Source organism: Shimia sp. R9_1, assembly GCF_017743775.1.
In the GTDB taxonomy this organism is placed as follows: Bacteria; Pseudomonadota; Alphaproteobacteria; order Rhodobacterales; family Rhodobacteraceae; genus Shimia.
Window position 1 is genome coordinate 34,238 of sequence record NZ_JAGHRN010000005.1, and the last position, 18,524, is coordinate 52,761.

Here is an 18,524-nt window from a genome sequence, read left to right on the forward strand (position 1 = left end):
CCAGTAAATCAGCCAACCAAGCGCTCAGCGCCGGACCTCTTCCATAAAGCGCTCGCGGATCACGATCGGATTGGTCCTGATCACCGGCACCTTCACATTGCCGCTCTCACATTTGGAGACGATGACCGTCATCCTATCCCCCCGCCTACAACCCGCTTGATCGCATTCAACCAAAGCAACCATGTCAAGATTAACAGACAACCATTGCAACCCATGCCTATATTTGCCAGCTTCGCCACAAATGCATTCAGATGCGCAAAGGGGATTGCCGATTTGAAACGTTTTCTCGCTCTCAGCCTTGCACTTGGTTTCATGTATCTGGCCGGCTGCACGGAACAGCCAACCAGCGCGCATGACAAGTATTTTGACAACAAAAACAGCAGGTACTTCTACTACCTGCAGCAAAACATGGGCACTGCTAAGAGCGCGCAAAACTACTTGTCGGGGAGCACCATTCGCACCTTCGATCCCTATCATGGCACACAGATTGAGTACCACGCTCCAGACGGACGCGCCTACCTTTGGTATCCGGGAAACAAGGCCGCCGTACGTTCTTTCTGGGAGACCCGAGACAACGTAAGCGAGGTCGAAATCTGCTATAAGTACCCTTCAAAGTCGTACAATCCTGTGACCAAAGAGCATGGTGGCGCATGGAAGTGCCGCCCGATGTATATTTTTGCAGCACAGATACGCGAACGGGTTTCAGGCGATCCGTTTGACCTTGCGCGCGGGGCACTTCCCTCGGTCACATTGAAGAAAGACGACAGATCTTTTGCTTGGATCAACACGCAACTGCGCACCCCCATTGATCTGACCTATTTGGACACGCCATGGTCAAAGGCTCCAAGCCAATAACGCGCATTTTGCGCCAAAGGCCGCCGCATTTCTCTTGCGGCGGCTTCTTGCATTCACAGGTCGCTCAGCGCCGGACCTCTTCCATAAAGCGCTCGCGGATCACGATTGGATTGGTCTTGATCACCGGCACCTTCACATTGCCGCTCTCACATTTGGAGACGATGATGGTCATCTCGTCGCTGGCAATCGCCGCCTTCATCGCTTCGGCGGTGTCCTCGGCAGAGACCGTCTGCACATTCTGCGCGCCGCAGGCACGGGCCACGGCCGCCAGATCGGTGTTCATGCCTGCATAGGTCGGCTGATCCCCGGTGGAGCCATAAGAGCCGTTGTCGATGATCAACAGCGTGAAGTTGCCCTGCGCATTGTTGCCAATGGTCGCCAGCGTGCCGAGGTTTGTGAGCACAGAGCCATCCCCGTCAATCGCGATCACCGGCTTGTCCTGCGCTGCTGCCAGCCCCAGACCAATAGACGACGCCAGCCCCATGGTGCCCAGCATGTAGAAATTGGACGGTTGATCGTCCATCGCATGCAGCTCCTGGCTCGGTGCGCCGATATTACAGACCACAAGATGCTCGCTGATGATCGGTTTCAGCGTCTGAAATACGTCATTACGGATCATGCGGAAGCCCTCCAGAAAGATGCGTCACAAAGAATGGCAACCGGTTTGGAGGACATCTGGCAATATTCCAGAATGCCCGGCAGCTCGGCGGCATCCTCAGGCTTGTGGAAGTGATAGGTCGGGATGTGCAGCTGGTTCAGGATCGCCTTGGTGTGCAGCGCCATCTCCACCTGACAAGCCACCGGCTCGCCCACTTCCCCGCGATAGGAAATCAGCATCGGCAGCGGGATCTGATAGAACTGGATGAGCGTCGCCAGCGTGTTCACCACCACGCCCAGCGCGGTATTCTGCATCACGATGCAGGGCTTCATGCCGCCCATATAGGCACCGGCGCAAAGCCCCATGCCTTCGTCTTCCTTGTTGGAGGGCATGTGCATGATCTCCGAGGTCTCATCGAGCACCTCAATCACGCCCGCCAGCTGTTTACACGGCACCGAGGTGACATAGTCGATCCCCGCCGCCTTCAGATCATTGACGATCTGCTGATCCATTTGTGTGGCCATTGTTCCTCCCTAAACTCAAGCTCTACGCCAACCGGTCAAGCACCAGATCGGCAATCATCGCACTCACGCGCACATTGCTGTCCTGCGTGACCCCCGCGATATGCGGGGTCAGGATCAGATTGCTGACCCCTTTGAAAATCTCTGCCGCATCTTGGGTCAGAGGTTCCGTCTCAAATACATCCAGCGCCGCGCCTGCGATGTGGCCAGACAGCATGGCCGCCACCAGCGCTGCCTCATCTAATACGCCGCCACGCGCCGCATTGATCACCACCGCGCCCGGTTTCATCTGCGCAAAGGCTTCGGCGTTCATCATATGGCGCGTCCGATCGGTGAGCGGCACATGCAGGCTCACCACATCCGCCTTGGTGAGCACATCGGCGATCTCGCCACGCTCCGCGTGCTGCCACGCCGGATGGTCCGTCGGCAAAAACGGATCATAGGCAATCAGCGTCATCCCCATGGCCCGCGCCAAACGGCCGGTTTCCTGCGCATTGGCGCCAAAGCCCAGCAGGCCGAGCACACGCCCGCCCGCCTCGCGGCCGGAACACTGCGCGCGCGGCCAGTCGCCTGCCAGCATCGCATGTTTGGCGTGATAGGCATCGCGCAGCAGGACCAGCGCATTGGTCACAACATATTCCGCCACTGAGAGCGTGTTGGCCCCCAGCGCGGGCATGACCTCCACGCCGCGTGCCTCACAGGCCGCCACGTCGATATTGTCGAGCCCGACACCCAGTCGGCCCACACATTTCAGATCGGGGGAGGCCTCCAAGAGCGCTGCGGTGACCTGCGTGCGGTTGCGCACGATAAGCGCCTGCACCCCGGCCATCTGCGCTGGAATATCGCCCTGCGCATCGGCCAGCTCTGGCGCATAGGTGGTGGCGTGGGCCGCTTTGAGCCGCCCCACCGCCGTGTCATCCATGAACTCCGTGATCAAAATCATCAGAGGCCTCCTTCCCAGTTTGGCTTAGAGCCCGGCCACGCAGGTGTATTTGGTGATCTGGTAGTCTTCCAAACCCTGGCTGCCGCCCTCTTTGCCCATGCCGCTTTCCTTCACGCCGCCAAAGGGCGCTTCGACGGTGGTGATGAGGCCCGAGTTGATGCCCACCATGCCGTATTCCAGCCCTTCGTTCATGCGGAAGGCACGGGCCAGATCTTTGGTGTAGGCATAGGCCGCGAGGCCGTAATCGGTGGCATTGGCCGCCGCCACAGCAGCGTCTTCGTCCTCAAACTTGTAGATCGCTGCCAGCGGGCCAAAGATCTCATCGGTGGTGAACTGCATCTCCGATGTCGCGCCGGTGATCAGGGTCGGCTCAAAGAAGGTCTGGCCCAGCGCGTGGCGTCCGCCACCCAGCACAACCTCGCCACCTTTGGCTTTGGCGTCGGCAATCATGCCTTCCACCTTTTTGACCGCGTTCTCATCAATCAACGGCCCCTGCACCACGCCATCCTCGGTGCCATCGCCAATCTTCATCGCCGCAATCGCGTCTTTCAGCTTGGCCACAAAGGCATCATGAATGCCCGCCTGCACATAGAAACGGTTGGTACAGACACAGGTCTGCCCCATGTTGCGGAACTTCGCGATCATCGCGCCTTCGACAGCGGCATCGAGATCGGCATCGTCAAACACGATGAACGGCGCGTTGCCGCCCAGCTCCATGGAGACCTTCTTCACCTGATCCGCAGACTGACGGATCAACAGCTTGCCCACATTGGTGGAGCCGGTGAAGGTCACTTTGCGCACCTCTTTGTTGCTCATGATCGCGCCGCCAATCGCGGGCGCATCGCCGGTGACGATGTTCACAACTCCATCCGGGAAGCCCACGTCTTGGCACAGCTTGCCCCAGGCCAGACCGCTGTAAGGCGTCTGCGGCGCAGGTTTGGCCACGACGGTACAGCCCGCCGCCAGCGCGGGTGCGATCTTGCGCGCCAGCATGGAGCTTGGGAAGTTCCATGGCGTGATCATGCCAACCACGCCCACCGGATGGTGGGTCACCAGCAGGCGTTTGTCGTTGCTCGGAGCCGGAATAATCTCGCCTTTGGTGCGGCGGATTTCTTCGGCAAACCAGCGCACATAGGCCGCGCCAATCGCGATCTCACCGCGCGCCTCAAACAGCGGCTTGCCCTGCTCAGCAGTCAGCAGCTGCGCAAGGTCTTCTTGGTTGTCCATCAGCGCGTCATGCAGCTTGTGCAGCAGACCCACACGCTCCGCCAGCGAGGTCTTGGACCAGCTTTTGAATGCTTGGGACGCGGCGGCGATGGCGCGCTCGGTTTCATCATGACCGGCGTTGGGCACCGTGCCCACAACAGCGCCGGTGGCGGGGTTGTTGATCTCTGTGGTGTCGCCATCATCAGCGCCCACCCACTGGCCGCCAATCAGGTTGGCTTGCTGCATCAATCCGTTGAAATTGCTCATGTCTGACCTTTCGAAAAGACGAACTGCGTATGTTGTTGATAGGTCTCGCCAGGCCGCAGCACGGCCTGTGGAAAATCGTCATGGTGATGGGCGTCGGGCCAGACCTGCGGCTCCATCGCAATCCCGGCATAGGCCCCCATCGGCCGCCCGTCCAATCCAGGCAGTGCGATGTTGATATTTTCCCCATCGTAAACCTGCAAGCCCGGCTCGGTGGTCAGACAACGCATCGTGACCCCGGATGCCGCAGATTTAAGCGTCGCCACCGGGCGCAAAGCCTCCCGCGCGACAGAGAGACAGAAATTATGGTCCACCGGATGGGCCTGCTGCACCGGCGCGCTTTGGCGGAAGTCAAAGCCGGTGCCCGCAACAGGTGCCTGCGCGCCGGTCGGGATCAACTCCGCATCCACCGGCAGATAGGTCTGCGCAGCAATCTCAAGACTGTGCTCGGAGATCGACTCCGCCCCGTCGAGCTTGAAATAGCTGTGATGCGCCAGACTGCAGAGCGTGGTCTGATCCGTCTCGGCACTCATGCGAATGTCCAGCACGCCCCCTTCAAGGAGCGTAAAACGCACCCGCGCGGTCAGGCTGCCGGGAAAGCCCATATGACCGTCGGGCAGCGTGATCTGCAATGTCGCGCTGTCTTCTGCCTCTGCCGCGATCTCCCAAAGACGTTTGCCCATGCTGTCCGCCCCACCGTGCAGCGTGTGCTTGCCGATGAAGTTGCGATCCAGCTGATAGCTCTGCCCATCAAGCGCCAGATGCCCGTCCCGAATGCGATTGGCAAACCGCCCCGCCGTGGCCCCGAAATAAGGCGAATGGGTCAGATAGGGCGCGAATTCAGGAAAGCCCAACACCAAAGGTGCGTCATGTCCCGTCAACCGCAAATCCTGCAACACCGCGCCATAGGTCAGCAGATGGGCGGTCAGCCCGCCACCCTTGAGCTTGATCCGATGCACGGCGCTGCCATCCGGCATATGGCCCCAGACGTCACTCACAGGGTCACCGCCTGCCCGCTGCGCGCGCTTTCTTCGGCCGCTTCGCCCACGCGCACCGACCACAGCCCATCCTCAAGGCTCACTTCGGGTTTCCCTTGCCCGCTCTGCACCAGATCGCGGAAACGTTCGTGTTGAAAGTAAGTGGAGCCATGGTGATCGCCCGCTTGCAGCACGGCCTCATCTACCTCGACCTCCTCGCGCACCACCTCTTTGGTCGCGCGAAAACTGATCTCCACCTCGCTGTGGCGCTCTTTGCCGTCATGGGTAAACCGCGCAGGCCCCGGCACCTTGGCCTCCACCCGCGCCTTTTCGCCGGTCACAGCAATGGTTTCCTGCCAGTAGGAGCCTTCCGCAAACATGCACAGATCCAGCATCCCGCGCGCACCATTGGCGAATTCCACCGTCACAAAGGCATTGTCCAGAATATCCGGCGTGCGGCCGTCATAAGCCTCATCCAGATGGTTCACATCCACACCTGCGCTGGCATAAACCCGCACCGGATCGCTCTGCAGCGTCAGCCGCATCAAATCCCAGAAGTGGCAGCATTTCTCCACCAATGTGCCCCCCGTGCGTGCATTGAACCGGTTCCAGTCACCAACCTTTTCCAGAAACGGAAAGCGGTGCTCGCGGATCGCCATCATGCGCGGCGTGCCCACGGTGCCGTCGTTCAATTCCTTCAGCAGGCACTGAACCGGCGGCATATAGCGATACTCCATCGCCACCCAAACCGGCGCCGCCCGCCCCTCTGCTTTTGCCAGAACCTCCGCGCAATGCGCCGATGTGGTGCACAGCGGCTTTTCCACCAAAATCGGGTGCGGTGTCTGCAGCACATCCAGCAGGATCTCATGGTGCGTGTCATTGGGCGCGGCAATCAACAGCGCATCCACCAGACCGGACCCCAGCATCTCTTTATAGTCACCAAAGGCCTTGGCCGTCCCGCCCGAGCTGTCCACCGACAGCTGGCGCATGCCCGCATCCGGATCGCTCACCGCGGTCACCTCACAGCCCTCCAGCAGGGTGAGGTTGCGGATATGCTCCTGCCCCATCATGCCTGACCCGATCAGGCCATATCGTATCGTCATCTTAAATCTCCAAAAGCGGCAGCCCCATGGCCCCCGCAGCGCCACGCAGGGCGTCCCGATGATCGCCATAGGCCAGCGCCATATGATGCTCGAGCCCGCTCGCGATGATATCGGTCAGCACATCACCCGCCCCGCGCCCAAAACGCAAGACCCCGGAGGTGCCGGTAAAGGCCATTGGCCGCGTGAGCATGGCGGCATGGCTCAACACCATATGGGGCCGCCCATGCGCCTGACTGATCCGCATCAGCGTGACCTCACCGGCCTTCAGCGGAAACTGATAGAGCAGCGGCTGCTTGCGGTTGGTGTGAATGGTCGCCTCAGCCGCGACACCCGGTTCGATCATCGAGATCGGCGCCTGCCCGCAATGCCAGACCACGCCGGTGTCATCATCCGCGTCCATATCCACCAGATCGGTCAGAAACACCGGCGCATCCGCCGCCGCCGCCAAAACCATCTGCGTAAGTGCGCCGTATACATCTGCCTCACAGGCGCAGGGCACCCGCGCCTCGCCCATCATCGATGCCGGGCCACAGACCGCGCCGCCATATTCGGTAAACGTCTCCGGCCAACAGCGAATGGCAAAGGCCCCGTAGCCGCCCTTTTCCTTCAGTGTATCCAGCCCCACCTTCAGGCGCAGGGAGCGGTCCAGCTCTTCCGGGTCCACCTCATCCAGCCCCGACAGCTCCGCATCCGCCTGTTTGCGCACTTCGGCGGCGGCCTCGGCAGGCACAGCGCGGGCCAGATCAAACAGATCCTCCAGCGCCAGCTCATCCACCTCAACACCAGACAGCGCCTTCATATCCGCCTTGTCATAGGCGCAGGTGTCAAACCCCGCCGGATGCTCGCCAATCCGCGCAATCCGCTGCCCGTTGACCGCTTTGGCAATCGCCCGGCCCGCCTCCGTGGCTTCCGGCACCGCGCCCAGCGTCAGCTTGCCCGAAGGCCGCCCGCCCGCGAGCATGGCGGTCAGGTCCGCCGCCACATCGCCTGTCGGGTCCGCATAAAGCCAACCAAAGGCACGGTTATTCAGACCCAAGGCATGGCTCGCCAGATTGAGCCCACAGAAGGAGTTCAGCCGCAGCCGTCCCCCCAACCGAGGTTCTGGGATCGACCAGATCGACAAAGGCTGCGCAAACGCCGCGCCAATCGCCACGGTCATGGAGGCGTCAGTAAAGGTGACCTGCAGGATCATCACCTGATCCACCTCCGCAGCCTTCAACGCCGCAATGCCTGCCTTGGTCGCCACCTCGTCAAACAGCAGCTCACGCGGGCCAACGATCTCATGGCCGGTAGCGTCGAGCGCGGCCAGCATCGCGGTTAGGTTTTCCTCTGCAAAGGGCACGTCAAAGGTGGGACGCCCCAATGGAAGAATGCCGAGTTTCATGCGCTTAAGCCCTCAGATGTCTGCGTAACTGTTGCGGAAGCTGGCATCATCGGCCAACAGCCGCGCGCCGCCGTCACCATAACAGCTGTGCTGCGCCCAGTTGGCCGCCTGCGCATCCGCCAAGGCAGAGATGTCTTTCATGTAATCAACCGCATCGCCCTCAAGCCCGGCGCGCACGGCGTCCCAATCCGGATAGGCGTTGAAGGCATCGAGCCAGATCGCCCGCCCCGCGAGAAAGCCGCTCGCGCCCGCTTTGAACGCATGCTCCAGCACATTGCGGAACTCCGCCTTGCCAGCCCCCGCCGACAGCATCACCCATGGCCGCCCGGCAAGCTGCCCCATCTCGTCAAACACCGCCTGCACCTCAGCAGAGCCATCCGCATCCGCCGCATTCACCGGGCTTTCCAGCTTGAACACATCCACGCCGTAGTCCGCCTTGGCAAATTCCTCGACCGATTTCAGAACGTCATCAGCCTTCTTGCCCTTCATCTCCACGTATTCCTTGGTCTGATGAGCGTCTGCCGCCAGCGGATAGACCAGCAGCTCAAACAGGAAAGGAATGTCATATTTTGCACAGGCTTCGCCCACCTGCTTCACGTAATCCTTCTGCGCCTGATTGACCTCATCAGAGGCATCCGGCCGATACCAGGCCAGCACCTTCACCGCGTCACCACCCATGCGCTTGATCTTGCCCACCGACCAATTGTCGATGCTGTCAGACAGCCGCCCACCGGGGGTCTCCTTGAAAAGGCTGTCCTCCAGCGTGACCACCAGCCCCTTGTGCGGCAAGAGCGCATCAAAGCTGTAGGGAATGGCATAATGCGGGTCGAGCAACATCGCGGTGGAATGTCCCTGAAGCGTCTCCACCAACATGCCTTTGAACTTCGCGACCTCCTCCCACGGCGCGGTCTCCACCCCGTGATGTTTCGCAATCGGGCCCTTGATCGGCGGGCGCTGATCTACGGCGGTCATCTTGTAAATGCCGTTCTCATCGGCCATGCGGCGCATGCCGCTCAGCTTGCCGGGTGTCAGGGAAATCATACCTTCGTCTCCTTAAGGAAGTCGTTGAGCTGAGCGCGGCTCGGAGCCCCGGCCCGCCCGCCTTTTGTCAAACATTTCAGGGCCGCCGCGCCGTTTGCGTGACGGATTGCCTCTTCAGCGCCCATACCCTCTGCAAGCATCAGCGCAAAAATGCCGTGCCAGACGTCGCCCGCACCCAGCGTATCAATCGGGATGATCGGGAAGGCCGTCACATGGCGCACCGCATCGCCTTCGGTGAACCAAACGCCATCCGCGCCGTCGGTCACACAGACCCAGCAGCCGTGTTCTTCCGCGATCTGTAAAAGCGCGTCTTCGATATCGGCTTCCGGATAGAGCGAGCGCAGCCCCTGCATCGACAGCGCCACATGGCTCGCAGCCCCCATCAGCGCCGGATCAATCGGCGCTTCCCCGTCCAGAATGCCGGGAATGCCCCGCGCACGGGCCAGCTCCAACGCCGCCAGCGCCGCATCCACCCGCCGCGTGTCCGTCAGCACCGCGCCCAGATCGGCGAGGCCGTCAAACCAGTCGGTTTTCAGCACCAGCCCCGCCCCGCGGAAATTCACAATCTGGCGTTCGCCCTGCGCATCAATCAGCACCGAGGAATAGGAACTCTGCGCCCCTGCCGTGCGTGTGACGTGGGAGACATCCACCCCTTCACGCGCCAGATCGGCCACGATCATATCGCCAATGCTGTCCTCCCCCAGCCGCGCACCCAGCACAGCTTCGCCGCCGATCCGCGCAATCGCCACGGCGGCATTGGCGGCACAGCCGCCGCCCACGATGTCCGCTTCTTCGGTGCCGTATTTCTCCGCCCGATTGGGCAAGGCTGGCAGGTGAAAGACAAAATCCACCACCGCCGCGCCGACGCACAGGATCCTGCTCATTCCGGCACCTCCAGCCCACTTGGCACGCTGTCCGGCACGCCCAGCCGCCCCTTGATGCTCTCCGTCCCGGTCAGCGCATGCAAAAACGCCACGATCTGCGCCACCTCTGCATCATCAAGCTCAATCCGCTCAATATCGGTACGCGAGGCCAAACGCGCCCGCTCCCGCGTGTCAGAAAAGGCCAGAAAATCCACCTTCGCCAGCCACGGCACCTCCGGCAGCACCGCATTGCTCGTTTCCCAAGCCGCAAAGGCGCCGCGCGGGTCCATGTGATGGCGCACCATGCCCTCAAGACTGTCATACGCCCCGTTGTGCCCATAAGGCGCCGTCAACGCCACATTGCGCAGCGCGGGCGTGCGGAAGCGATACGCATCCTCCAAACGATCGGACGCCCCCATGCGCCCTACATCACGCACAATCGGATCCCACTGCCGCGTCTTGCCCGGCCCAAAATGCGGCAGCATCAGCGCATGAAACTTCTGATCGGTCATCAGCGGCCCCGCATGGCAACTGCTGCACATCGCTTTGCCGTAAAACAGATCCATTCCGGCCTTTTGTTCGACGTTCAGCGCCGCCGTATCGCCGTTCAGATAGGCATCAAACGGGCTGTCGTAGCTCTTGAACTCCGTGCCTTCAAAGGCCGCCAAGGCATTGACAATATGCGTGATATTGATGTCGAGCGCCTGATCCACATCGTCATAGGCGGCAATGAACATCTCCGCATATTCCGGGATGATCCGCACCCGCTTGGCCACAATCGGCCAGACATTGTCGATCCGGTCATAGACCGCCCCTGCGATCTGGTTTTCCTTAGGGTTGCCCGCCATCTCAAACTCTGCGGTCATCGGAAACAGCGCCTGCGCTGCGAGGATCGAGTTCAAACCATCCGGCAGCCATTCCTGCGCCGGGCTGTCAAAACCGGTCTCATAAATATCGCTCACCGACAGTCGGCCGTCGTGAAACAGGATGTCGATCTCTTTCGCAGCCAGGTTCCACAGCGCGGGCGCATTGCGCGGGATGCGTTTCACAATCCGGCTGTCCCCTGTGCCCGGCGTCCGCTGTCGCCCCAGCCCGTCACCACCCTCGCCAATCCCGAGGCTCAGCCCGTCGCCAGAGCCAAGCTCCGGATGGTGGCAGGTGGCACAGGCAATGTTGCGGTTGCCCGACAGGATCGGATCAAAAAACAAGAGCTGGCCGATCTTCGCCTGACGCGGATCAAACTGGATGAAATCATCCTCTTGCAACGGCTGCGGAAGCGGGCTCCCATACGCGGGCGCACACGTGAGAGCGCCAAGAACTGCGATGAGGGAGAGAGAATGAAACGCTTTGTTTTTGCTGCACTTTTGGCTGGAACAACCTTGACCACCACACCCGTTTTGGCCGAGATCGAAACCGGCCGGGACTACATGGATGCCAAAGAGTACACCAAAGCGATGCAGGAGCTTCTGCCAGCCGCCAACAGCGGCAATGCGGAAGCCGAAGAATTGATCGGCGTGATGTATGCGCTTGGATTGGGTGTGGAGCGCGATGACGTCCGTGCTTTTGAGTGGTACCTGCGCGCCTCGCTCAAGGGCCACGCCGGGGCGCAAAGCGGCATCGGCTGGTACTACGAGGTCGGCCGGGGCATGCCCTCGCCCGATCTCGTGCGCGCCTACATGTGGTACACACTTTCCGCGATCGGAGGCGATCCTGATGCGGCCATTTCCCTTGAGGAAGTGGTGAAAAAGATGACGGACGAGCAAATTCAAAAAGCCCATATTCTGGTGGATGACTACCGGACATGGCTCTATCCATTCCGGTGATTTTGAGGGTGTCGGGCCGCGGCAATCCTGCGTCGGCCCGACACCAATCGTTTCGTTAGATCAACGCCTTAGTTCAGGTCAGACGCCATACCCGCTTCGATATCCGCCTCTGCTTCGGCCACCGCAGCAGTCAGCGCGTTGAAGATCTCATCGCCACCTTTGATGTTGCCTTTGAACCAGTCATAGACAGGTGCCGCCGCCTCTTTGAACGCAGCCTTTTCCGCAGGTGTTGGCACATAGAGATCCCCGCCACCGGCGACAAAATCTTCATAGGCTTTGATCGACTTGCGCTTTGGTGATGCAAAAGTCGCCTGCTGCAGCGCGGAGAAGCCATCCACAACCACGCGGCGCATGTCTTCCGGCATGCTGAGGAACTTCTGGTTGTTCATCCACCACAGCGCACCCATGTAGGCATGACCATCCAGCGTCACATATTGCAGGCCCGCATCCGGGAACTTCATGCCCATGATGTCGGTAATACCATTTTTGGAGCCTTCCACCACACCGGTCTGGAAAGAGGTGAAGAGCTCAGGCCATGGGATCGGGGTTGGGGACGCACCCAGCGCACGCACCAGCTCCTGCGGCAGGTCGGCCACCACGGTGCGAATCTTCAGGCCTTCCATGTCAGATGGGGAGGCCACGCGGCGTTTGGTGTTGGCAAAGTTGCGCCAGCCGCCAGTGTTGCCGATGGTCATCAGGCGAATGCTGTCACCGGAATCCGCCAGCGCCATCTCGCGCATTTTGCGGGTGAAATCGCCTGCCAGCACGGTCTCTGCAATGCGGTCATTAGCCATCAGATACGGCAGGTCCAGCACCTGCACATAGGGGAAGATGCCCGACGCACCACCGGAGGTGGAGATGTAGACGTCAATTGTGCCGTCAGCCACACCCTGAAGACACTCTGCACCTTTGGAGCAGAGCTGTGTGCCGATGAACAGCTCAACCTCGATGGCCCCGTTAGACGCGCTTTCCACGAAGTTTTTGAAGACAACGAGGCCGTCATAATCCTCGTCGTTTTCATTGGAGTTGGCGGTCGCACGGATCGTGTAATCCGCCGCCTGAGCGGCGATTGCGCTGCTGGCGACCAGCGCGGCTGTCGCCACCGCCTTAAAGGTTTTGCTGAACATGTCTATCCTCCCTGATACGGTTCAAGCATTTGATGTTACTGCACAAATCCTGTTAGTCTTGGAATTGTCATGGAAATGGCAGGCACATAGGTGATGAGGAAGATCACAAAGACCTCCACGGCGAGGAACGGCAGGATCGCCTTGGCGATGGTCTCCACCCGTTCCCCGGAAACCGAACTGGCCACAAACAGCACAAGCCCCATCGGCGGCGTCGCCAGACCCACGGTCAGGTTGACGCTCATGATGATGGCGAAATGCACCGGATGCACACCCAGATCGACAAAGATTGGCCCCAGAATTGGCCCCAGAATGATGATTGCCGGTCCCGCGTCCAGGAACATGCCCACCGCAAACAGCAGCACGTTGATCAGGAACAGCAGCACCAGCGGGTTTTCCGACAGGCCCAAAATAAAGCCCGCCATGGTCTCTGGCGCATGGCTCAGCGACACCACGGTCTTAAAGGCCACCGCCGCCCCCACCAAAAGCAGCACGGTCGCGCTGGCCAGCCCGGCGCGCATCAGAATGCCCGGCAGGTCGCGCAGTTTCAGCAAACGCAGAATGAACAACCCGACAACCAGCGCATAACCCACTGCGACAGCGGAGGCCTCGGTCGGGGTGAACACCCCCACCAGAATGCCACCCAGAATGATGATCGGCGTCTGCAGCGGCACCACCGCCTTTTTGCAGATGATGCGGAAATCCGCGCTCACCGTCCTGCGAATGCGCAACAGGATCACATGGGCAATCGGCAGGAACACAAGGAACACCAGCCAGCCGTTTACGGCGATGTTCACCCCCGAGGAGGCCAGAATAGCCGCAATCGCCGAGTACAAACCAAAGAGCACACCGGCAAAATTGATCCGCAACAGCACAAAGCTGAAACCTGCCTCGGTCTTGCTGATGGTCTGCCCGGCGGTCACGATCCGCTCCGCCTTGGGCAGGTCGTATTTGTCCGCCATCAGACGTACCATCACCATCAGGCCGACACCCACCAACACGCCGGGCACGATCCCCGCAAGAAACAGCGCGGCCACGCTCTCGCCCATCACATAGGCGTAGATGATCATGATGCCCGAGGGCGGAATGATCGGCCCGATCACCGAGCTTGCCGCCGTGATCGCCGCTGCAAACTTGCGCGAATAGCCGTTCTTTTCCATCGCTGGAATGAGCGTCGACCCAAGCGCAGACGTGTCCGCCACAGCTGATCCTGACAGCCCCGCGAATAGGATCGACGAAAGGATATTCACATGCGCCAACCCGCCACGCAAATGCCCCATCAAAGCTTGGGAAAACTCCACCAGACGTGTGGTGATCCCGCCCCGGTTCATCAACTCACCCGCAAGCACAAAGAACGGCAGCGCCATCAGCGGAAAACTGTCCATGCCATTGTAAACATTGCGATACAGCAGCGCGATGTCACGCTCCTGCCCATTGAGCCACAACAGCAATCCGGGTGACAGCAGCAGCGCAAAAAACACCGGCAGGCCGATCATCAGGAAGATCAGGAAAAGCGGTAGAAAAAACGCCAGCATCAGTCCGCCGCCCCCATGGCCATTGCAAATTCATCGGTGTCAGGAAGCTCGGTTTCTGGGCTGATCAGCGCCATGATCGTGCGCAGGATCAGCTCTACGGTGACGATGCTGAGCATCACCGCGCAAAACAGCAGTGAGCCGTACATGTAGCGCAGCTTGATCTTGAAGCCCTCGCCGCCAACCCACTCAAGCGGCACGCGCAGCGAAGAGCTGTCAAAGTTGCCGCCAAAACCAAACGTATGCGCCTGACCGTGCTGCACCGCGATCATCAGCACCGCAAAGGAGAAACACAGCAGCACCAGATTGAGCACCAGCCCCGGCACCCGTGACAGCATGTTGGGCAGCGTATCAATCGCCACAAACCCGCCCCAACGCATCGCCGATGGCGCCATCAGACCAACCAGCCACAACATCAGAAACCGCGCCGCCTCATCCGGCCAGGCCAGAGCGTTGTTTAGCACATAGCGACAGAAAACCTGTGTTAGAATCACGATGACCATCAGCGCCAGCGCCAAAGCCCCCAGACGTCTGCACAGGCGCAAAATGTGGGTGTTCACCCACGCCAAAGGCCGTAAGACCAACATCATTGCGATATATCCTCCCAAAAATATCGCGCCGAAACTACATTTCTGTCGAAAGTAATTTCGTTTTTTTCGATTAGGTCACAAAACGAAGCTACGCGTCAACCCATTTGACTCACCCCGCCACCACAAAGCCCACATCATGGGCCGTGGCGAGGGCCTTCATCTCAGGATCGAACTGCGCATCGGTCACCAGTGAATTCACGTCTGCCAGCGTGCCGAAAGACACCGGCGCAAAGCTTCCGAACTTGGAGCTGTCCAGCGCCAGGATCACGTTGCGTGCACTGGAAATGATCGCCGCGCTGACCGCGCTTTCCTCCAGATCATAGTCCACAAGATCCCCATCACGCCCCATGGCCGCAGCCCCGACAACGGCGATATCGGCGCGAAACTTGCGGATAAAATCAACCGCTGTGGCCCCAAGAATGGCGCCATCCGCGCCACGCACCACGCCAGCCGGGATAATCACCTGAACGCCGGGAAACTCTCTTAAAATATTGGCAATATGCACAGAATCCACGACCACGCTCAGCCCGACATGATGGCTCAGATGGCGGGCCACAGCCATGGTGGTGGTGCCCCCGTTGAGGATCACACTGGCATGGTTTGGGATTTGAGCAGCGATGGTTGCACCAATCGCATCCTTCTCATCGCGCATGATTTCCTTGCGCACATCAAAGCCCGCGTATTCCGTGCCCGCCGCCAGTGTGGCCCCGCCGTGAAAGCGGATGATCTGGTTGTCTTCAGCCAGCATGGTCAGGTCTTTTCGGATGGTTTGCGGCGTGGTGTCCAGCCGCTCCGCCAGCTCCTCAACCATGGCGCGCCCGGCCTGTTTGAGCAGCTTCAGGATCTCCTCCTGACGCGCGCGTGTCTTGGCACGTGCCCTCATCATCTCCCCTCCGTTTCTTTCGATTTCTAGATCAAACCGAAAGAAATACCAAGAGAGTTTCGCGAATCCGCGTTGGTCAGGCGCGTTTCACGAGGCAAAGCGAAACCAAAGACACGCTCAAAACGCGCTTTAACGCTGCGAGTCGCGCCCAATCTTTCGTTTAGCAGAACCGCTTGTAATCCGCGATCAGGGCGTTGAGATCATCATAATGATAGAGCTTCCCGCCATAAGCCAGCACGCCCTCGTCGCAAAACTCACGGATTGTGCGTTCCGAATGTGAGATCATCACCACGCGAGACGCCTCAATCCGCTCACGCAAGGCGTGCTCGCTTTTCTTGCGAAACCGCTGATCGCCCACGGCGGTGATCTCATCCACCAGATAACATTCAAAACGGATCGCCAGCGAAAGCCCGAATGCGAGCCGCGCCTTCATGCCGCTGGAATAGGTCTCAATCGGCAGATCCAGCGAAGGCCCGAGTTCGGCAAACTCCTGCACCTGCGCCAGCACCTGTTCCGTGTCACAGCCATAGACCCGCGCGACAAAGCGCACGTTCTCCACGCCAGTCATCAAGCCATTGAACCCTTTGGAAAACCCCATGGGCCAGCTGACCTTTTCCGTGCATTTCACAGCACCGGATGTGGGCGCCTCGATCCCGGCAATCATCCGCATCATGGTGGATTTACCCACACCGTTGTGGCCCATCAGTGCGATGTTTTTGCCCTCGGCAAACTGATAGCTGGCGTCCTCCAGAATGCGTTTGTGAACCCCTTTGACGTGATAATCCTTGGTGACATGCTCAAAGGCGATCACGGCTCACGCCCTCTGTTTGCGGGTGATCCGCTCTGCAAACAGCGCGATGATCACCAAAACCGCGGCCAGCGACAGCGGATAGGCAATGTTGAGCACATCGCTGCGGTAATTGGCGTAAAACCCTTCGCGGGTCCATTCCACGATATGCAGCAGCGGGTTCCATTTGAGCACCGCCACCGCCTCAGGTGGTAAAGCTGACGGGATATAAAACACGCCAGAGAGGAAAAACAGCGGCCGCGCCACAAGCTTTTCCACATGCTGCCAGGCTTGGGTGCGCTGATAGAGCATGGCGTTGATCGCCCCCACGCCAAAGCCCAAAAAGCACGTGGTGCCAAAGGCATAGAGCAACCGCTCCGGATGGGCGGGCAGCTCCGCCCAGCCCACCACCATCAGCCCGCCATAGACCAGCGCATCGATCACCAGAAAGGTCAGCGCGATCAGCGTGAGCCGCGCAAACAGCGTGTCGGGCTCTTTGATCATCGGGTAGCTCAGCAGGGATTTGTTGGTGGTGAAAGCCCGCATCAGCGACACGGAGAGCTTGTTATAAAGATCCAGCGTCAGCACGGCGGTGGCGAAAAACAGCGCCAGCGACGCGCCAAAGGGCGCCTGCCTCCCGATCAGGTAAAACAGCCCAACCATAAAGCCCACGGAAATCACCGGCTGGGCGATCGCCCACAGATAGCCCACATGCGAGGTGCCAAAAGTCATGCGCGTCTCGCGCAGGGTGAGCGCGGCCACCACCCGCATTTGCAACCAGATCGCGTGCAGCATTCCCTGCCCTCACCGCATATGATCGCGCACCGCATAGCCCACAAGGGCGGCAATCGCCCAGACGGCAAAAGCGGCGGCGGCAATCAGCAGAAAATCCCGAAGCCGCAGCGGGTAAGCCGGCTCACTGGGCACAAAGGGGCGGGCAAACACGCCGAGATAGCGCTGTTGCCGGTCCGCATCCAGCCGCGCAGCTTCCAGCGAGGCCATGGCAGAGGCATAGGTCTGTTCTGCAAATTGCTTCTCGATCACCAGCGCCTCATAACCCGCCAGCGTTTCCGCGGTTTTGGCGCTTGCCGCCTGCCCCGCCGCGCCGATCAGGCTTTTGCGCTCTGCAATCTGCTGGCGATAGGCTTTGGCCTGACGATTGAGCTGTTTCAGAATGGGCGAATTCTCCCCGACAGAGCCTGCCACCTCATCAATCTGGGACTGCACTTTCACCAGCTTGGCCTCCAGCGACGAAACCAGCTCCGCATCCAATTGTGCATTGACCATCGGGTCCACCGCACCGCTTTCCGCGCGAAAGGCCACCAGATCGAGACTCACATCACGCACCCGCGCCTCCGCACGGGCCACCTCATCAGCGGCAAATTGCACCGAGTCCCGCCGCGCGGTCTCAGAGAGATCGTTGACCAGCCGGTCTGCGGCCGCCAGCGCGCTGCGCGCCACCCGCACCGCCGTGCCGGGATCAAAGGCCTGCACCTCAAAGCTCACAATGCCGGTGGTGCTGTCATAGCTCGTGCTGATGCGCCACTGCCAATACTCCACCATATCCTCAAAGCTGCTTTCCGGGCTCAGACGGGCGATCGGGTCAATATGGTCCTGGGAGAAATGACCGCGCAGATTGAGCTCATCATCGATCTCGCGCAGAAGGTCCGGGCTTTCCAGATAGTTGCGCACCACATAGCTGTCAGAGGTGTGGCTGCTGCTGGCGGGAAATCCGGTGACCGAGGCCATCAGATCCGGCGTGCCGCCACCATCGAGAGAGCGGATCACAAAGCTCGCGCTGGCCGCGTAACGGTCTGTTGCGACAAAGCCGAAATAGCTCGCCGCCATGGCCACCGGCAGCAGAAACAGCGCCACAAATGACGCCAGAAGCCCCCAGCGTCTGCGCCGGTGCGGCGCGTTTTTCGGCCCCGCCTGCACAACGCCAAGAGGGCCATCAAACGCTGGCACCGGTTTGAGCACTTTGATTTCAGCCATGCCTTCCCTTTCTGGCCCCTTCTGGCGGAATGTGA

Annotated in this window: 19 protein-coding genes and 1 pseudogene; 2 read left to right on the forward strand and 18 right to left on the reverse strand. The window is 60.2% G+C overall.

The features are described from left to right. Positions 1-24: 24 nt before the first annotated feature. Positions 25-135: pseudogene (locus tag J7399_RS20995) on the reverse strand (sulfopyruvate decarboxylase subunit beta); the annotation flags it as partial. 138 nt (positions 136-273) lie between these two features. On the opposite strand from J7399_RS20995, the gene J7399_RS15520 reads away from it, so the two are divergent. Then, positions 274-855: a hypothetical protein gene (locus J7399_RS15520; RefSeq protein ID WP_209087376.1), complete on the forward strand. Its 582-nt coding sequence runs from the start codon at positions 274-276 to the stop codon at positions 853-855. Positions 856-919: 64 nt separating this feature from the next. On the opposite strand, the gene comE is transcribed toward J7399_RS15520, so the two are convergent. The 10 genes from comE to J7399_RS15570 are packed head-to-tail and all read right to left on the reverse strand — an operon-like array spanning position 920 to position 11,020. Continuing rightward, positions 920-1,474 (reverse strand): sulfopyruvate decarboxylase subunit beta, encoded by a 555-nt coding sequence (comE, locus tag J7399_RS15525; RefSeq protein ID WP_209087378.1) that lies wholly within the window; start codon positions 1,472-1,474, stop codon positions 920-922. Continuing rightward, entirely contained in the window at positions 1,471-1,977 is a 507-nt protein-coding gene (comD, locus tag J7399_RS15530) for a sulfopyruvate decarboxylase subunit alpha (protein ID WP_247738941.1), read from the reverse strand. The genes comE and comD overlap by 4 nt, the downstream gene beginning before the upstream one ends. A gap of 22 nt (positions 1,978-1,999) precedes the next feature. Beyond that, positions 2,000-2,917 (reverse strand): hydroxyacid dehydrogenase, encoded by a 918-nt coding sequence (locus J7399_RS15535; protein ID WP_209087380.1) that lies wholly within the window; start codon positions 2,915-2,917, stop codon positions 2,000-2,002. Positions 2,918-2,941: 24 nt separating this feature from the next. Then, the gene (locus J7399_RS15540; protein ID WP_209087382.1) at positions 2,942-4,390 is read right to left on the reverse strand and encodes an NAD-dependent succinate-semialdehyde dehydrogenase; all 1,449 of its coding nucleotides are present in this window, start codon (positions 4,388-4,390) and stop codon (positions 2,942-2,944) included. Beyond that, entirely contained in the window at positions 4,387-5,385 is a 999-nt protein-coding gene (locus J7399_RS15545) for an aldose epimerase family protein (RefSeq protein ID WP_348539474.1), read from the reverse strand. The genes J7399_RS15540 and J7399_RS15545 overlap by 4 nt, the downstream gene beginning before the upstream one ends. Then, a complete protein-coding gene (locus tag J7399_RS15550; RefSeq protein ID WP_209087384.1) occupies positions 5,382-6,467 on the reverse strand; it encodes a Gfo/Idh/MocA family oxidoreductase in 1,086 nt (361 codons plus the stop codon). The genes J7399_RS15545 and J7399_RS15550 overlap by 4 nt, the downstream gene beginning before the upstream one ends. Position 6,468: 1 nt before the next feature. Further along, positions 6,469-7,851 carry a hypothetical protein gene (locus J7399_RS15555; RefSeq protein ID WP_209087386.1) on the reverse strand — a complete coding sequence of 461 codons (1,383 nt, stop codon included), beginning with the start codon at positions 7,849-7,851 and terminating at the stop codon, positions 6,469-6,471. A 12-nt stretch (positions 7,852-7,863) separates the two neighbouring features. After that, complete coding sequence (locus tag J7399_RS15560; RefSeq protein WP_209087389.1) at positions 7,864-8,892, reverse strand: tagatose 1,6-diphosphate aldolase; 1,029 nt, start codon at positions 8,890-8,892, stop codon at positions 7,864-7,866. Beyond that, complete coding sequence (locus J7399_RS15565) at positions 8,889-9,776, reverse strand: PfkB family carbohydrate kinase (protein ID WP_209087391.1); 888 nt, start codon at positions 9,774-9,776, stop codon at positions 8,889-8,891. The genes J7399_RS15560 and J7399_RS15565 overlap by 4 nt, the downstream gene beginning before the upstream one ends. Further along, positions 9,773-11,020, reverse strand: coding sequence for a cytochrome c peroxidase (locus J7399_RS15570; RefSeq protein WP_247742927.1), 1,248 nt, complete (start codon positions 11,018-11,020; stop codon positions 9,773-9,775). The genes J7399_RS15565 and J7399_RS15570 overlap by 4 nt, the downstream gene beginning before the upstream one ends. Positions 11,021-11,092: 72 nt before the next feature. On the opposite strand from J7399_RS15570, the gene J7399_RS15575 reads away from it, so the two are divergent. Then, entirely contained in the window at positions 11,093-11,578 is a 486-nt protein-coding gene (locus J7399_RS15575) for a tetratricopeptide repeat protein (protein ID WP_209087393.1), read from the forward strand. A 68-nt stretch (positions 11,579-11,646) separates the two neighbouring features. Here the strand turns inward: J7399_RS15575 and dctP are convergent, their stop codons facing one another. The 7 genes from dctP to J7399_RS15610 all read right to left on the reverse strand — a co-directional run bounded on the left by dctP (position 11,647) and on the right by J7399_RS15610 (position 18,489). Continuing rightward, positions 11,647-12,705, reverse strand: coding sequence for a TRAP transporter substrate-binding protein DctP (gene dctP / locus J7399_RS15580; RefSeq protein ID WP_209080685.1), 1,059 nt, complete (start codon positions 12,703-12,705; stop codon positions 11,647-11,649). Positions 12,706-12,740: 35 nt separating this feature from the next. Beyond that, complete coding sequence (locus J7399_RS15585; protein WP_209087395.1) at positions 12,741-14,237, reverse strand: TRAP transporter large permease; 1,497 nt, start codon at positions 14,235-14,237, stop codon at positions 12,741-12,743. Further along, positions 14,237-14,824, reverse strand: a complete 588-nt coding sequence (locus tag J7399_RS15590) for a TRAP transporter small permease subunit (protein WP_209087397.1) — start codon at positions 14,822-14,824, stop codon at positions 14,237-14,239. The genes J7399_RS15585 and J7399_RS15590 overlap by 1 nt, the downstream gene beginning before the upstream one ends. Before the next feature lie 109 nt (positions 14,825-14,933). After that, positions 14,934-15,710 (reverse strand): DeoR/GlpR family DNA-binding transcription regulator, encoded by a 777-nt coding sequence (locus J7399_RS15595; RefSeq protein ID WP_209087399.1) that lies wholly within the window; start codon positions 15,708-15,710, stop codon positions 14,934-14,936. A gap of 157 nt (positions 15,711-15,867) precedes the next feature. Beyond that, positions 15,868-16,518, reverse strand: a complete 651-nt coding sequence (locus J7399_RS15600) for an ABC transporter ATP-binding protein (RefSeq protein ID WP_209087401.1) — start codon at positions 16,516-16,518, stop codon at positions 15,868-15,870. A 3-nt stretch (positions 16,519-16,521) separates the two neighbouring features. After that, a complete protein-coding gene (locus J7399_RS15605) occupies positions 16,522-17,289 on the reverse strand; it encodes an ABC transporter permease (protein ID WP_209087403.1) in 768 nt (255 codons plus the stop codon). A gap of 9 nt (positions 17,290-17,298) precedes the next feature. Further along, positions 17,299-18,489, reverse strand: coding sequence for a hypothetical protein (locus J7399_RS15610; protein ID WP_209087405.1), 1,191 nt, complete (start codon positions 18,487-18,489; stop codon positions 17,299-17,301). Between the last annotated feature and the right edge of the window lie 35 nt (positions 18,490-18,524).

What these genes read in the sequence shown, in the direction of transcription:
- comE (WP_209087378.1), bottom strand. Translation starts at nt 1,474, where the DNA reads ATGATCCGTAATGACGTATTTCAGACGCTGAAACCGATCATCAGCGAG.
- comD (WP_247738941.1), bottom strand. Translation starts at nt 1,977, where the DNA reads ATGGCCACACAAATGGATCAGCAGATCGTCAATGATCTGAAGGCGGCG.
- J7399_RS15535 (WP_209087380.1), bottom strand. Translation starts at nt 2,917, where the DNA reads ATGATTTTGATCACGGAGTTCATGGATGACACGGCGGTGGGGCGGCTC.
- J7399_RS15540 (WP_209087382.1), bottom strand. Translation starts at nt 4,390, where the DNA reads ATGAGCAATTTCAACGGATTGATGCAGCAAGCCAACCTGATTGGCGGC.
- J7399_RS15550 (WP_209087384.1), bottom strand. Translation starts at nt 6,467, where the DNA reads ATGACGATACGATATGGCCTGATCGGGTCAGGCATGATGGGGCAGGAG.
- J7399_RS15555 (WP_209087386.1), bottom strand. Translation starts at nt 7,851, where the DNA reads ATGAAACTCGGCATTCTTCCATTGGGGCGTCCCACCTTTGACGTGCCC.
- J7399_RS15560 (WP_209087389.1), bottom strand. Translation starts at nt 8,892, where the DNA reads ATGATTTCCCTGACACCCGGCAAGCTGAGCGGCATGCGCCGCATGGCC.
- J7399_RS15565 (WP_209087391.1), bottom strand. Translation starts at nt 9,776, where the DNA reads ATGAGCAGGATCCTGTGCGTCGGCGCGGCGGTGGTGGATTTTGTCTTT.
- J7399_RS15575 (WP_209087393.1), top strand. Translation starts at nt 11,093, where the DNA reads ATGAAACGCTTTGTTTTTGCTGCACTTTTGGCTGGAACAACCTTGACC.
- dctP (WP_209080685.1), bottom strand. Translation starts at nt 12,705, where the DNA reads ATGTTCAGCAAAACCTTTAAGGCGGTGGCGACAGCCGCGCTGGTCGCC.
- J7399_RS15585 (WP_209087395.1), bottom strand. Translation starts at nt 14,237, where the DNA reads ATGCTGGCGTTTTTTCTACCGCTTTTCCTGATCTTCCTGATGATCGGC.
- J7399_RS15590 (WP_209087397.1), bottom strand. Translation starts at nt 14,824, where the DNA reads ATGATGTTGGTCTTACGGCCTTTGGCGTGGGTGAACACCCACATTTTG.
- J7399_RS15595 (WP_209087399.1), bottom strand. Translation starts at nt 15,710, where the DNA reads ATGATGAGGGCACGTGCCAAGACACGCGCGCGTCAGGAGGAGATCCTG.
- J7399_RS15605 (WP_209087403.1), bottom strand. Translation starts at nt 17,289, where the DNA reads ATGCTGCACGCGATCTGGTTGCAAATGCGGGTGGTGGCCGCGCTCACC.
- J7399_RS15610 (WP_209087405.1), bottom strand. Translation starts at nt 18,489, where the DNA reads ATGGCTGAAATCAAAGTGCTCAAACCGGTGCCAGCGTTTGATGGCCCT.